At 45.3% G+C, this 13,673-nt stretch carries 12 protein-coding genes, 2 tRNA genes, 1 rRNA gene and 1 riboswitch; of the genes, 1 reads left to right on the top strand and 14 read right to left on the bottom strand.

Annotated features, from left to right (window positions below; all coding sequences use genetic code 11):
* The 12 genes from BM377_RS10760 to BM377_RS10705 all read right to left on the bottom strand — a co-directional run.
* A 16S ribosomal RNA gene (locus tag BM377_RS10760) occupies nt 1-226 on the bottom strand; the annotation flags it as partial.
* 163 nt (nt 227-389) lie between these two features.
* Nucleotides 390-478, bottom strand: a tRNA-Ser gene (locus BM377_RS10755).
* A gap of 54 nt (nt 479-532) precedes the next feature.
* Nucleotides 533-618, bottom strand: a tRNA-Ser gene (locus BM377_RS10750).
* Between the two features lie 145 nt (nt 619-763).
* Entirely contained in the window at nt 764-2,239 is a 1,476-nt protein-coding gene (locus tag BM377_RS10745) for a DUF6056 family protein (protein WP_092247944.1), read from the bottom strand.
* Nucleotides 2,240-2,250: 11 nt separating this feature from the next.
* Complete coding sequence (ispD, locus tag BM377_RS10740; RefSeq protein ID WP_092247941.1) at nt 2,251-2,964, bottom strand: 2-C-methyl-D-erythritol 4-phosphate cytidylyltransferase; 714 nt, start codon at nt 2,962-2,964, stop codon at nt 2,251-2,253.
* Nucleotides 2,965-2,968: 4 nt separating this feature from the next.
* Complete coding sequence (tsaD, locus tag BM377_RS10735; RefSeq protein WP_242948153.1) at nt 2,969-4,069, bottom strand: tRNA (adenosine(37)-N6)-threonylcarbamoyltransferase complex transferase subunit TsaD; 1,101 nt, start codon at nt 4,067-4,069, stop codon at nt 2,969-2,971.
* A 96-nt stretch (nt 4,070-4,165) separates the two neighbouring features.
* A complete protein-coding gene (locus tag BM377_RS10730) occupies nt 4,166-5,056 on the bottom strand; it encodes a ChbG/HpnK family deacetylase (protein WP_092247935.1) in 891 nt (296 codons plus the stop codon).
* A 12-nt stretch (nt 5,057-5,068) separates the two neighbouring features.
* Nucleotides 5,069-5,659 (bottom strand): DUF6715 family protein, encoded by a 591-nt coding sequence (locus BM377_RS10725; RefSeq protein WP_092247933.1) that lies wholly within the window; start codon nt 5,657-5,659, stop codon nt 5,069-5,071.
* Nucleotides 5,660-5,678: 19 nt separating this feature from the next.
* Nucleotides 5,679-6,599 carry a ribonuclease Z gene (locus BM377_RS10720; protein ID WP_092247931.1) on the bottom strand — a complete coding sequence of 307 codons (921 nt, stop codon included), beginning with the start codon at nt 6,597-6,599 and terminating at the stop codon, nt 5,679-5,681.
* Between the two features lie 3 nt (nt 6,600-6,602).
* Nucleotides 6,603-7,823 carry a tRNA (adenosine(37)-N6)-threonylcarbamoyltransferase complex dimerization subunit type 1 TsaB gene (gene tsaB, locus BM377_RS16345; protein ID WP_177223862.1) on the bottom strand — a complete coding sequence of 407 codons (1,221 nt, stop codon included), beginning with the start codon at nt 7,821-7,823 and terminating at the stop codon, nt 6,603-6,605.
* Between the two features lie 3 nt (nt 7,824-7,826).
* The gene (gene tsaE, locus BM377_RS10710) at nt 7,827-8,264 is read right to left on the bottom strand and encodes a tRNA (adenosine(37)-N6)-threonylcarbamoyltransferase complex ATPase subunit type 1 TsaE (RefSeq protein WP_092247929.1); all 438 of its coding nucleotides are present in this window, start codon (nt 8,262-8,264) and stop codon (nt 7,827-7,829) included.
* Nucleotides 8,265-8,351: 87 nt separating this feature from the next.
* Nucleotides 8,352-9,110 (bottom strand): ECF transporter S component, encoded by a 759-nt coding sequence (locus BM377_RS10705; protein WP_242948152.1) that lies wholly within the window; start codon nt 9,108-9,110, stop codon nt 8,352-8,354.
* A gap of 86 nt (nt 9,111-9,196) precedes the next feature.
* Nucleotides 9,197-9,314, bottom strand: a riboswitch (FMN riboswitch).
* Between the two features lie 170 nt (nt 9,315-9,484).
* On the opposite strand from BM377_RS10705, the gene BM377_RS10700 reads away from it, so the two are divergent.
* Complete coding sequence (locus tag BM377_RS10700; RefSeq protein ID WP_177223861.1) at nt 9,485-10,570, top strand: HD-GYP domain-containing protein; 1,086 nt, start codon at nt 9,485-9,487, stop codon at nt 10,568-10,570.
* Between the two features lie 71 nt (nt 10,571-10,641).
* On the opposite strand, the gene BM377_RS10695 is transcribed toward BM377_RS10700, so the two are convergent.
* Complete coding sequence (locus BM377_RS10695) at nt 10,642-11,934, bottom strand: UDP-N-acetylglucosamine 1-carboxyvinyltransferase (RefSeq protein ID WP_092247923.1); 1,293 nt, start codon at nt 11,932-11,934, stop codon at nt 10,642-10,644.
* A 139-nt stretch (nt 11,935-12,073) separates the two neighbouring features.
* On the bottom strand, nt 12,074-13,573 hold the full coding sequence (locus tag BM377_RS10690; RefSeq protein ID WP_242948151.1) for a peptidoglycan DD-metalloendopeptidase family protein: 1,500 nt from the start codon (nt 13,571-13,573) through the stop codon (nt 12,074-12,076).
* Between the last annotated feature and the right edge of the window lie 100 nt (nt 13,574-13,673).

Raw genomic sequence — 13,673 nt, 5'->3', positions numbered from 1 at the left:
TTTCACACTGCATCATGCGATGCTGTGCGCTTATGCGGTATTATCAGTCGTTTCCAACTGCTATCCCCCAGTATGAGGCAGGTTGCCCACGCGTTACTCACCCGTCCGCCACTAAGAATTTACAAGATTTGACCGAAGTCTCGTCAGCGTAAATTCTCCGTTCGACTTGCATGTGTTAGGCACGCCGCCAGCGTTCATCCTGAGCCAGGATCGAACTCTCACGTTAAAATAATGATTGTTGATCCGGTCAAAACTAAGCTTGGCTTTTGTTCTGTCCGTTAATTTACTAATTTGTTCTGAATTATTCTCTTGGAATTTTTCAGGGTTGCATTACTGTTTATTTGTCAAGGTACTTGTTAATTATGATCCTTACTGATTGCGTAAGGCAACGCAGAAGGAGGGATTTGAACCCTCGCGCCGCTATTAACGACCTGCACCCTTTCCAGGGGTGTCTCTTCAACCACTTGAGTACTTCTGCAAAATAGTTGATTACAACATAAGTATGTTATTAACAGCGTGTTCATAATTAAAGCGGAGCGAAAGGGATTCGAACCCTTGTGGCGTTGCCGCCAAACGGTTTTCAAGACCGCCTCGTTATGACCGCTTCGATATCGCTCCGAGTTAACTTATATCTTACCTCAGATGAGATAACGCTCTGTGCAAGTTGCTATCGCATCTCGCGCAGCGCAAGAATTATATTAACAAAGCTTAGTTCCCATGTCAAGCATGTTTTCAAACTTTTTCAAACTTTTTTTCCGATGTATCAATCAGTGTAAACAACAGAAACGGAATTAAGATCAAAAAGTCCTGCGGCCGATATGTTTCTAAAATCTCCGGGATCATCTACAAGCCCCATACCGTACATGGATTCAGCTCCTTTCAAAGGAACCGTTATTACAAGATCCGATCCTTCGGGCGCAAGCTCCATTGATGAAAGCAGATATTCTCTTGTTGCGTACGCATCCTTCATATCACCGCTTCTGATATCCCAATACGCCAAATAACTCAGTCCTTCTTTAAGCTCGGCCTTTACCGAAGGATATCCGATAAGTGCAACCAGCACACACGCCGCCAAGGCAACATAAGATACAAGATTTGCCTTCTTCTCAAAATGCTCGCACACCCATTGCGCCAAACACATTACAAACAAGATATACATCAGCTTAGCCGTAATCTCATACGCGCATGTTGTACGCATGTTGACCATTGTTCCCTCATGATAGCCGTACGCAATTGGAAACATGGTAAAGAATCTGACAACCGCTGTTCCTAAAAGACTGACAATAAGCCAAACATGACTCATCTCACCGTTTCTTTTTACTTTGACCTTTCTGATAACACATACCGCAAACACAAACGCCAGCATTATAAGAAAGACTTTACTTGTAAAAAGAACCTTATCCTCGGATAAACAACATGTAAACGTATCTCTGATTCCGTCTGCAAGTGTGCTGTGTCCTTCTTTAAGGCCGTCCTCAGATCTGACAAAATTACCGGGTGCAACAACGTTAATGATCGCACCGATAAGTGCAAATACAAAAGGAAGCGCCGTCAACACATTCTTTTTTACCTTATCAAAAGAAAATATGAGAACAGCAAGAATAACGGAACAGTTAAAAGAAGTCAGATTAAGAGATCCGCCGCTTGCAAGAATGGCTGTAAAGCAGCTGAGCGCCAGCACAAGATTCTTCTTAATGCCCTTCTCCATACGCATATATGCTATAAGACAAGCAGCCGTCGCAAAAGAAAGCCAATATTCCAGCGTAAAGTTAAGGCCGCCGGTATACCAGAAAAAAAGCTCTTTACCGCAATCGGTATTGCCCATCGCAAATATCATCGTCGTAGCCGCCAAAAATACTCCGTACGAAGCAAGCTCATCCGACACAACCGCTTTAATAAGCTTGTACAGCATAATCATAAACAACAGAGCATTCAGCGTCATAAAAACATGAAAGCCGGGGTTGCCCCATCTGGAATAAGCCCTGATAAAGCTGACCAAGTAGGTGAAAAGATATGTTCCCTGATTGGTATTGTAGTACTCGCGCGTTCTCACCGCAGCGCCGACAAGCGATGATCCGTAGTCCCTCACAAGGTCTTTTGCTCCGCCTTCAAAACTAAAATCATCCTCGCACAGATATGTGTAGTTGCATGCGATCAAGATCGGCACAATCACACAAGCTATTCCTATTATCAAAAGAAACTTAAAAAGCTTCTCATGTTTCTCTATAAACTTCCCCATTTCGGTTCTCCTTAATTATCCTTATTACCCAATATCGTTTCCGCAACCGCAATATCCTCGGGCGTTGTGATCTTGATATTGTTGTACGAACCCTCTACCAGCCTTATCTTTTGGTCGGAATAATACTCGCAGACCATGGCATCGTCGGTTATGTTTATTCCCTTTGCCATGAGCTCGCCTTCTTCCCTGTCGAGGCGTCTGTACAGCTCGAGTATCGTCTTATATGAAAAGACCTGGGGTGTCTGCACCATCCATACCTTATCCCTGTTGGGCGTTGACTCCGCAAAGCCTTTGTCGTCAGCGATCTTGATGGTATCTTTTGCGGGCATACCCACTACGCACGCGCCGAATTCCTTCACCGCATGAAGCGCCCTCATTATGATATCGTTGTCGATAAATGGTCTTGCCCCGTCGTGGATAAAAGCATAATCGCAGTCGGCGTCCGCCGCTTCAAGTCCGAGACGCACGCTGTGATATCTGTAAAGTCCGCCCTCGACAACGGCTTTTACCTTGTCAAAGCCAAACTTCTCCACGATCTCTTTTTTCACATAATCAACATCGCCCCTTGATACAACAAGCACGATGTCATCTATGATACTCTCTTCAAAAGCCTTTAACGAATAGTAGATGAGCGGCTTTCCGCCGATATCAAGGTATTGTTTTTTTACATCGGATTTCATCCTGCTGCCGCTGCCGGCCGCAAGAACTATAGCTACAGTCTTCATATGATCACCTTCCCGCGTGATAACGCCTCTCCCTGTCTCCCAACGGAAGATTCGGAACAGCGTTTAGATTCAGCCCGAAGCGCTTTCCCTTTTTGTATTCGTAGTAAGCCGCAGCACCTATCATTGCGGCGTTGTCCGTGCAAAGAACGGGCGAAGGCTTGTAGAAACTTATATTATTAGCCTTACACTCTTTTTCCATAAGCTCGCGAAGCGCCGTATTGGACGCAACACCTCCGGCAATGGCCAGAGAGTTTATCTTGTACTCCTTGCAGGCTCTGATGGCGTGACCTACCAGCACCTCGACAACAGCCTTCTGGAAAGAAGCCGCCACATCATTTGCATCAAGCTCCTGTCCCTGCATCTTGGCCTGGTTTATATAATTAAGCACCGCCGACTTAAGTCCGCTAAAAGAAAAATCGTATTCCGCATCGGCTATCTTAGCCTGAGGGAAAGTGAACGCATCGGGGTTACCCTTCTTGGCCGCCGCATCGATCTTGGGGCCGCCGGGATATCCGAGTCCTATCGCCCTCGCAACCTTGTCAAAAGCTTCTCCCGCCGCATCGTCTCTGGTCTGTCCGACGATTTCATACTCGCCGTAGTCCTTAACGACCACAAGGTGAGAATGTCCGCCCGATACGACAAGGCACATGAACGGAGGCTTCAGCTCTTTATTCTCGATAAAATTGGCGCTGATATGACCTTCAATGTGATGCACGCCGATAAGAGGCTTTCCCGTGGCAAAAGAGATTGCTTTAGCCTCAGAAACGCCGACTAAAAGCGCACCTACGAGCCCGGGCCCGTAAGTTACGGCAACTGCATCTATATCATCCAAAGTAAGCTTCGCCTCAGAAAGCGCTGCGCGAATGCAGCCGTTCATCTTCTCAACATGCTTTCTGGACGCAATCTCAGGCACCACGCCGCCATACACCGTGTGAAGCGCGATCTGGGAAGAAATGATGTTAGACAAAACTTCCCTTCCGTTTCGCACGACAGCCGCCGCAGTCTCATCACATGAACTCTCGATCGCAAGGATCGTCACATCCTCATCGCCTACCGAATCGTCCACCTTAATATCTTCTTTTTTATCTTTATCTTTTATCGACATGAAGATGACGCCGTCATCCTCAACGTTCTTGTTTATTTCCATATCTATCCTTCATTTAAATACCAAAACGCCAAATCTGATTCGCTAAAGCATCTCTCAGCGTTTTAAATTGCTTCCGAGCTTCTTAAGAGCCTTCGCCTCTTTTTCCCTGTTTGCGGAAGTAAGGAACTCATAGTCGTCCTTGCTCGTAAGGCACTTTATATCCTCGGGTACAGACACGTCTCCCGGATGGAACAAAAGCTCCGCCTCACTCTCGCCCTTATCCGCAAGCACATCGCCAAGATAAGGAAGGCAAGCCATCACATTTTCATAGAACATGTGACCCGAGAGCATAACTCCCATAAAGAGCTTACTCTTAACTCCCATACGCCTTAACTCTTCGCCGTATTTTCTCTCATTTCTCGCGCTCAGAACGTTTAAAATAAGAGACTTGACTACATTTATGGGCTTAATGTCTTTTACCTTGCCAAAGGCCTTTAAATAGACACCAAGCACTTCCTTGGGGAATCTTATATAAGAAACCTTATAGTCTTCGGCGCCAAGCACATCCATAAGAGCGTCAAACACAACGGGGATCATGTGATAATGAACATGCCCGTCGATCCTGAACTCTCCGTTATTCATATATGGCTCACAAGCCTTAAGCTGTGCTTTTATCTCGGTCGCAAGCTGCTTTTTGTAAAAGAGCCTGATCACCGGAATATAACTTATTATAAGAAGCTTCAAAAATCCGATGTCAAAATTGCCGGCAGCATTGGTGAGTCTGCTCGCATTGCTGCCCGTGATCGGCTTTCCCTCCACGAAGTTCAGGTGCACCGTGATAAGAAGCTTATCCTTAATGTCTTTTATCTCATCCATACAAGCGGATAAATAAGGGCTGTTAGGCATGATGCTGATGCCGTTAAGCGCGCCTGTATGATAGCAATCTATGATATGGCGACTCTGCTCGGGAAAAAGCCCGTAGTCGTCAGCATGATATTCTGTCATAAAATTCTCCCGTCAATTATCGTCTTCATCATTTGGTGCGAGATCCCATCCCATGATCTTCCAGTTTCCCGCATCGTCCTGTCTCATGACATAACGATATTTTAAGATTGAAGTTCCCGAAGTGCCTTTTCTTAATGAATACATAAGATCGACATGGCACATCTTTCTGCCGTCTACCGTGGTCTCATCGATATCCTTGGTAAGCACGACATAATTTGAGATCGAGTAGTCTTCTTTTTTCCTCTCCTGAACCTCATTCCTCATGGACTGAGTGAAGTTGGCCTGATTGGCAAGAAGCTCATCGTCCATAAGCCCCGAAAGAACAGTGATCATCTTAAGCTCCTGATCTGCGGAATAAGTCTCTCTGTAGAGAATCTGCATGGTCTTGGCATAGAGCTCAACAACCTTCTTGGGATTGGCAGGATAGTTCTTATCAAGATTGGTCGTTGTTATCTCATCCACCGATGAAAGCGCATAACTCTCGTCATACTTAGGCTCTTTTTCCTTGTTTCTTGTTAAAAGAAGATACATTCCAAGAACGATAAGAGCTGCAAAAAAGATCAATACCACCGACTTGATAACTGCTGATTTTGTACCGTTCATCTCATTTCCCCCTCTAGCCTTAATCTTCAAATCTAAGTGTCACGCTGCGGCCGTCCTTAGCGGCAACCGTCTTATCAAATATCTTTTTGGTCTCAGGTAAAAACTCCTTCGGATTAACAAGCGACGGGCTGTAATGCGTAAGCCACAGCTCTTTTACGCCCGCTTTCCTTGCAAGATCCGCTGCCTCGTAAAACGTCATGTGCTTGTGCTCACGTGCCTTCGCGATCTTGTCTTTCTCTCCGTACATTCCCTCACATATGAAAAGATCTGAATCTTTCGCGTTATTAACTATGCTGTCCGTAGGTCTTGTATCTGTCGTGTAAGTAAGCTTGATGCCCTTTCTCTCTTCGCCGAGCACCATGTCGGGCGTATAGATTGTGCCGTCATCAAGCGTTACCGTATCACCCTTTTGCAGCGCATTCCAATACTTCCTGTCAATTCCGGCCTCGGTTGCGGCCTCAACATTGAACTTACCCTGTCTTCTAAGGCTCATAGTATAGCCGTAGCAGATAACGTTGTGATTAACCTTAAACGCTTTAATCGTAAATTCCGGATTTCCTTCAAGTTCAAAAGAGACCTCGTCTCCCGTAAGTTCCTTGAACTTAATCTCAAACGGAAGCTCGGGAGCAATGACTCTGAGCGAATTCACAACTCTTTCAAGTCCCTTGGGGCCAATCATCAAAAGCGGCTCCGTTCTCTCGGCATTTCCCATTGTTAAAAGAAGTCCCGGCAGGCCGCTGATGTGATCTGCGTGGTAATGAGTAAAACAGATAACATCTATGGGCTTGGAGCTGATACCCTTCTTCTTCATCGCGATCTGGGTAGCCTCTCCGCTATCTATCAATATTCCTCGTCCGTTGTACTTAACAAAAAGCGAAGTAAGTAAACGGTTTGGAAGCGGCATCATTCCGCCGGTTCCAAGCAAACAAACATCTATCATAAATCAGTTCCTTTTCCAATATATTACAGCGTCTTCTTTTGGCTCGTCGTAGAATCCGGGTCTCACGCCCTCGCTGACGAATCCAAGCTTCTCATAAAGTCTTATGGCAGCGGCATTTCCTGCTCTTACTTCAAGAGTATAGTTCTCGATGCCGATCCCTTTTCCTCTTTCAAGAAGCTGTTTGACCATCTTATAGCCGACGCCCTCTCTTCTGCAGTCGCCCGAAACGGACACATTGGTAACTTCACCGTCACCCGACACATTTCGAACTCCGCACAGTCCCACTACTCTGCCGGCTTTCTTTGCAACAAGATATATCGTGTCATCAAGAGAAAGCGCTTCAAGAAGCTGCTTCTCCGACCATGCCTCTTTTCCGAGATAAAGAGCTTCCAAAGCCGCGGCATCGGAAACATCTTCCGCCGTCATCTCGCTGACTCTGATTATTCCCGGGTTCCCCCGCTCTTTGGATTTCTTTTCCGAAGCGGAAGAATTGGTTCCTTTCTCGCTTGCTTCCCTCTCTGCCTGAGAGAGTCTCAGATATTCGGGAGCAAAATCATCTCCGCTTATCATCCGACCTTCATTTGCATACTGAATCGCAAGTGCAGCAAGAGCTGCCGCATTCTGCCTGTTCTGATGGAAAGGAGCAAGTGAATACGGAACCTTTATAAGCTTATCCAGCTTGTCCCTGTAAACAGGAACTCCGTCGCCTAAAAGAACTACGGGCTTTCCGATCGCATTGATCTTCTCCGCAATATCTTCAACTGATGTCGCCATCTGCTCGTTTATAACCTGCATCTCAAAGGTCTGCTCGCAGCTTTCGCCCTCACCCTTGCAAGGCACAAAAGTATAAAGGCCGGTATACACCTGGCCCCTTCTGGCATCCATCATAGGACATATTATCTTTTCAACTCCGTAGAGATTATATGCTATGCCGTCAACGGTAGGTATCGGGATGATCGGCTTATCGAGCGCAAGCGCAAGTCCCTTGGCTGTTGCACTTCCTATGCGCAGTCCCGTAAAAGAGCCGGGCCCCATCGCCACAGCTATAGCATCGATGCTCTTAAGATCAAGGTGTACCTTTTCCCTGATGTCATCAAGCATCGGCATAAGTATCTCTGAATGTGTAGTTTTATATTGTATCGAAAACTGTGAAAGCAATATGTCGCCGTCCGAAACTGCGACAGCTCCCACAAGTCCCGATGTATCAATTGCAAGTATCTTCATTTTTCACCTGGAAGTCATTGTTATAAGGCGATAGTCGAAGCCTTTTTCAAGGTTCTTCTCTATCACGATCTCGGTGTAGTGCTCGGGAAGGATCTCTTCAATGAGGTTCGCCCACTCTATGAAGCAGACGCCGTCTCCGTAAAAATAGTCCTCATAGCCGATCTCATCCATCTCGCTGACGTCACCTATTCTGTATACATCAAAATGGTAAAAAGGAATTCTGCCCTCGTCGTACACCTGTAATATTGTAAAAGTAGGGCTGCTAACAGGTCCGTGTATCCCAAGTCCCGCCGCAACACCTTGCGTAAGAACCGTCTTTCCTACGCCTAGATCGCCTATCAAAGTATAGACCATTCCGGGAGTTGCATTCTCTCCGATTCTTTTACCTATATCAAAGGTTTCCTGCGCACTGAACGTCTCGTGCCTAGTAACTATCTCCATAATGTCCTCTCGCTTATCATAATACACCACTTTTAATATACCATTGTTAGTGGTGTATGGCAAAAACATGTAAAAAAAAGAAGCCGCTTAGGCTTCTTTTTTGTTATTATTCTGTGCCGGCTTATTGAAACCGTGTTTAAGTATCGGGCTGAGTTTCTTGTATACCAAGAAAGTAACTATACTATCAACAACTCCCTTTAAAAGGTTAAAAGGAGCAACTGCGAAAAGGCAGAACGTAAGCAGATTGTTGATGGCGGGATTGATCTCCGCACCCATACCTATAAATGTATCAATACCGCTTCCCCACATAGCCGCAAATGTAGGAAGAAGGAAATAAGCATTAAGCAAAGAGCCGGTAACTGTTATACAAAGCGCACCGCAAAGACAACCGAGAAACGCCGTCTTACGTGTCTTTTTAAATCTGTAGATGATCGTTGCGGGAAGAACAAAAGCAGCACCGACAACAAAGTTTGCTATTTCTCCGACAAAAGCTGTATTGGTTCCCTGGAAGATCAAGTTCATAAGAACCTTGATGAATTCGATCATGACTGCTGCAAGAGGTCCTGCCGCAAATCCACCGATGAGTGCGGGGATATCGCTAAAATCAAACTCATAGAACGAAGGTGCAAACGGAAGCGGGAATTCAAAAAGCATAAGTCCGAAAGCTATAGCCGAGAAAACACCTATGATTGCAAGCTTCCTTACATCAAGGACTCTTGTGTTATCACCCTGTTTTATCTTTGCGATCTTTTCAAAAAGATAAGCAATGACAAAAGTCAAAAGAATAATGACCATAAGCGCACCAAAACGCGCGAAGTCGGTCATGATGTTGGTTATAAGTTTCATACATTCTCCTTTTTTCGGGGAAGGAAAAAGAAAAATCCCCAAAGCCAAAAAGACTTGGGGACAATAATCGAGCATAGCAAACATCTTGCATTCTTCTCTCATCCAGACTGTACTGTCGGTTTTGGAATCTCACCAAATCAGCCGCCTAAGCGGGTCGCGGACTTTACCGCCGGTTGGGAATCTCACCCTGCCCCGAAGAATTATTTTTTCTAGAGTTATGTTAGTCCCAATAGCCAAAAGTGTCAATCAAATTTTTCTCAATTTCGCAAGCTTTTTTGACAGTCGAAAAACCGCTAATTGTTTGACAAACACTGTGTGCAAAACTATAATTTACTTATCACTATTTTGTAGAAATGTGCCGCTATGAGGATTATATGAAGAGAATTCTTACCAGGCAGCTTGCACCCGGAATGGTGCTGGCAAATGATGTTCATACTTTTGACTCCACTACTACACTTTTGGAAAAAGGAACCGTTCTTGACGAGAAAGAAATTGCAAGACTTGCGTTTCATTCCGTTATCGATGTTCTTGTTGAAGATGACCTTGTTGAAATTTCATCCGAAGACTCTACTCCAAACGCGGGGCTTTCTTATTCTGAGCGCATCAAACAATCCCCTGAATTTATTGAATTTAAACACGACTTTGAAGAGTGTGCCGCCAATTTCGAGCACACGATAAAAGATATTTTGGCCAACAACGAAGACCTCAACATAAGCGATATGACAGCTCCGATCTATGGTCTTCTTGAAAAAGAACGCACGGCATCGGGCGTATTCGATATGCTCCACAACCTAAGGACCTACGATGACGCAACTTTTACTCACAGCATAAACGTTGCGCTTATCTCAAACATACTTGCACAGTGGCTAAGGTGGAGTGATACAGAAATAGAGGTTGCAACTCAGGCAGGTCTATTCCATGATATCGGAAAGATATTGATCCCCGAAGCGATCATAACAAAGCCCGCCAAGCTCACACAGGATGAATACACAATAGTAAAGACTCATCCGATACAGGGCTATCAAAGCATAAAAGATCTGGATATCAGCGCTCATGTAAAGAATGCCTGCCTCATGCATCACGAAAGATGCGACGGCTCCGGATATCCTTATCATCTTCAGGGACCGCAGATTGATAAGTTCGCCAAGCTCGTTGCCATCGCAGATGTCTATGATGCAATGACAAGCGCAAGATACTACCGCGGACCGCTGTGTCCGTTCATCGCTATATCAATGTTTGAAGACGAAGGCTTCCAGAAATATGATGCGGAAATGATACTTGCCTTCCTGACAAACATAGTAAATACCTATATCCTTAACACCGTAAAGCTCAACACCGGCGAAGTCGGTGAGATCATCTTCATCAACAAGATGAAGCTCTCACGCCCGACGATCAAGGTGGGCGATGACTACATCGACCTTTCCAAATGCCTGGGAGTATATATAAAAGAGATCATCTAAATACTTTCAAATACAAAACCCCGACAGGTAATCCTGCCGGGGTATCTTTACGCCATTTTATTCTGACCTTATTAGGCATTTTTTAATTTAAACTTCTGTGTATCATACTCGCTGTCGACCTTCTCGATCTGAGCACCGAGTTCGCGGAGCTTAAGATCAAAGTCTTCATAGCCTCGCTCAATGTAATGAATATTCTCAACCGTTGAGATACCCTCAGCTGTAAGAGCCGCGATAACAAGTGCAGCACCTGCTCTAAGGTCGGGAGCCGAAATAGCTGCTCCTGTGTACTTATCTACACCTTCTATGATAGCCGTGCTACCCTCAACCTTGATGCTTGCTCCCATACGTGTGAGTTCATCAACGTATTTAAATCTGTTCTCAAAAATGCTCTCGGTAACAATACTGATACCACTTGCAAGTCCGAGCGCAACCGCGATCTGTGGCTGCATATCCGTAGGAAATCCCGGATAAGGAAGCGTCTTAACATGAGTATTGTTAAGTCTCTTGGTCGCCACAACTCTGACCGCATCGTCAGACTCATGAATCTGGCATCCCATCTCAACAAGCTTGGCGCTGATAGATTCCAAGTGCTTGGGAATTACGTTCTTTATAGTAATATCACCCTTTGTTGCAGCCGCAGCAAGCATAAATGTACCTGCCTCGATCTGATCGGGAATGATCGCATATTCCGTGCTGTGAAGCTTCTCAACACCCTTAATCCTGATAACATCAGTACCTGCGCCCTTGATATCGGCACCCATACTGTTGAGGAAGTTAGCCACATCAACTACGTGAGGCTCCTTAGCCGCATTCTCAAGGATGGTCTTACCCTCTGCCATACAAGCCGCCATCATGATATTGATGGTAGCTCCGACACTTACTACGTCGAGATAAATATGGCTTCCGACAAGCTTATCGGCGTGAACATCAATTATTCCGTATTCGATATTGACCTCTGCACCAAGCGCTTTAAAGCCCTTGATATGCTGGTCCATAGGGCGAAGACCGATACTGCATCCTCCGGGAGGAACAACTCCGGCCTTTCTGCATTTACCAAGAAGCGCTCCAAGGAAATAATAAGAAGCTCTGATCTTCTTGATATATTCGTTATCGAAGGTATATCCCTTGATCTGTGAAGCATTGATCTTAACGGAATGTGCTCCGGTCCTATCAACAATGGCACCGGCGCTCTCTATGGCCTGAAGCATGACATTGGTATCAGCTTCATCAGGCATATTTTCTATAGTAACGGTCTCATCTGTCATAAGTGAAGCAGCGATGATAGGTAATGCAGCATTCTTAGCTCCGCCTATCTCCACCTCACCAACGAGAGAATTGCCGCCTTTTATCACATATTTTTCCATATGCAGCCTCTCTGCTTGGTCTAAGTATTGTATGAGAAAAAACATACTCAACCAAAATATATTAATAGCACATTACCATACCCCTGTCAAAAAAGTCGGTATGAACAGCCATAAGACCGCCCATACCGATCAAATACCTTTAATTAAGAAGATTAAGCGGATTTACCTGTGATCCGCCGACCAGGATCTCAAAGTGAAGATGAGGTCCGGTCGATACACCGGTATTACCGGAAAGAGCTATCTTTTGTCCCTGATCGACACTCTGTCCCACCTTAACGAGTACCTTGGACAGATGGCCGTATCTGGTCTCTTTTCCGTCAGGGTGTCTGATATATACGCAGTATCCGTATCCGCTTCCCCATCCGGCTCTCGTAACCGTACCTGATGAAGATGCCATGACTGCTGTTCCGACAGGTGTTGCCCAGTCGACTCCCTTGTGGAAAGAGCTTGCTCCCTTGGTAGGTCTGTTTCTCTTACCGAATCCGGAAGTAAGTCGTCCGCCGGAAATAGGCTTAATATATGTAGGAGGCACAATTGTTCCTCTCTCAACGATCTTGGGAACTGCCTTATATGTAATCTCTTCTTTTTCTATCTCGGTGCCCGTAACGTCGCTATTTGTATAGCTTCTCTTAGCAACAACCTTACGGTGTCCTGCAGAAGGTTCCTGAAGGACCTTGGTCTCTGTCGTATACCAGGAATCGTTATCGACATACTGAACTTCTGCCTCGTAGTCTTCCTCGTAGTACTCCTCGATAGTATAGTTGACGGAAAGCAAAGGCATAGGAACATTAACCTTAAGCTCATCGCCGTCTCGGATCATAGTATTTTCATCATTGAGAGTCTCATTCATCTTAACGAGATCATCAACCGACAGATTAAACTTCTCCGCAATTGTTCCAAGTACATCACCTCTTTGAACCTCGTAGATCGTCGGTGTCTCTTTATCCCTGGTAACTTCTTCTATCGCTGTATTCAGATCGCTGATCTCCTCATCGGGAAGATAACTCTCAACGATCTCAACCTTGTCTCCAAAATCAATGTCAATAAGACCGAGCTTGTAATCAGAGAAATCCTTATCATACGCAAGAGGCGCAGCCTTGTTGAACTCCTCGGTAACAAAGGATGAAAAACCTGCCTCAGGCATTTGATTCTCGGCACTTTCTTCTTCCTTCTGCGCTTCCTCTTTGTTGACAACCTGCGGAGTAAGGACATTAACTTCTCTGGTGGGATCCAAGATAAGCTTGACGTCAAACTTCTGCTCCTCGTCGTATTTGGTAATAGACGAATCAAGGAGCTGCATAACCTCTTCTATGCTTGAAAGATTGATCGCAAATTGATTGATCTTTATAGAATAAGCCCTGTTAAGGGTAGACTTCTTGTTCTTCTTAAGAATGTCCACCATCTTGTGAGCCATTGAATCCGTGGAATCCACTCCGCCCCAGGTGACGTTCTTGCCCTCGATAGTCATGTCGGAGTCTGAAAGAGTAAGCTCCTCTGTTCCGACCGCGAACAGTCTTCTCGCCTTTCTGTAAGCGGCATACGCATCACCTTTGGAGCCTGCGTGTCCTACAACAACGTCATTAAGCTTGACGGTAAAGTAGTTGTTGCCACCCTTGCGATAAGTCACCATGCTGGGCATGAACAATATCCACAGCACTATTACAAAAAGAGCGCTGTGCAAAAACCATATTTTAATCTTATTGTGAAAAACTGTATTTCCAAACTTCATAACAGTAAAA

Source organism: Butyrivibrio sp. INlla21 (genome assembly GCF_900116875.1).
In the GTDB taxonomy this organism is placed as follows: domain Bacteria; phylum Bacillota; class Clostridia; order Lachnospirales; family Lachnospiraceae; genus Butyrivibrio.
The sequence above is the reverse complement of the archived record's forward strand: the minus strand, read 5'-3'. Positions and strand labels throughout refer to the sequence as shown.

Bases quoted from the DNA above. Each gene is read 5' to 3' on its own strand.
- BM377_RS10730 (WP_092247935.1), bottom strand. From the start codon at position 5,056: ATGACAGAATATCATGCTGACGACTACGGGCTTTTTCCCGAGCAGAGT.
- tsaB (WP_177223862.1), bottom strand. From the start codon at position 7,823: ATGAAGATACTTGCAATTGATACATCGGGACTTGTGGGAGCTGTCGCA.
- BM377_RS10745 (WP_092247944.1), bottom strand. From the start codon at position 2,239: ATGGGGAAGTTTATAGAGAAACATGAGAAGCTTTTTAAGTTTCTTTTG.
- BM377_RS10700 (WP_177223861.1), top strand. From the start codon at position 9,485: ATGAAGAGAATTCTTACCAGGCAGCTTGCACCCGGAATGGTGCTGGCA.
- BM377_RS10705 (WP_242948152.1), bottom strand. From the start codon at position 9,110: ATGAAACTTATAACCAACATCATGACCGACTTCGCGCGTTTTGGTGCG.
- ispD (WP_092247941.1), bottom strand. From the start codon at position 2,964: ATGAAGACTGTAGCTATAGTTCTTGCGGCCGGCAGCGGCAGCAGGATG.
- BM377_RS10720 (WP_092247931.1), bottom strand. From the start codon at position 6,599: ATGATAGATGTTTGTTTGCTTGGAACCGGCGGAATGATGCCGCTTCCA.
- BM377_RS10695 (WP_092247923.1), bottom strand. From the start codon at position 11,934: ATGGAAAAATATGTGATAAAAGGCGGCAATTCTCTCGTTGGTGAGGTG.
- BM377_RS10725 (WP_092247933.1), bottom strand. From the start codon at position 5,659: ATGAACGGTACAAAATCAGCAGTTATCAAGTCGGTGGTATTGATCTTT.
- tsaD (WP_242948153.1), bottom strand. From the start codon at position 4,069: ATGTCGATAAAAGATAAAGATAAAAAAGAAGATATTAAGGTGGACGAT.
- tsaE (WP_092247929.1), bottom strand. From the start codon at position 8,264: ATGGAGATAGTTACTAGGCACGAGACGTTCAGTGCGCAGGAAACCTTT.
- BM377_RS10690 (WP_242948151.1), bottom strand. From the start codon at position 13,573: ATGCCCAGCATGGTGACTTATCGCAAGGGTGGCAACAACTACTTTACC.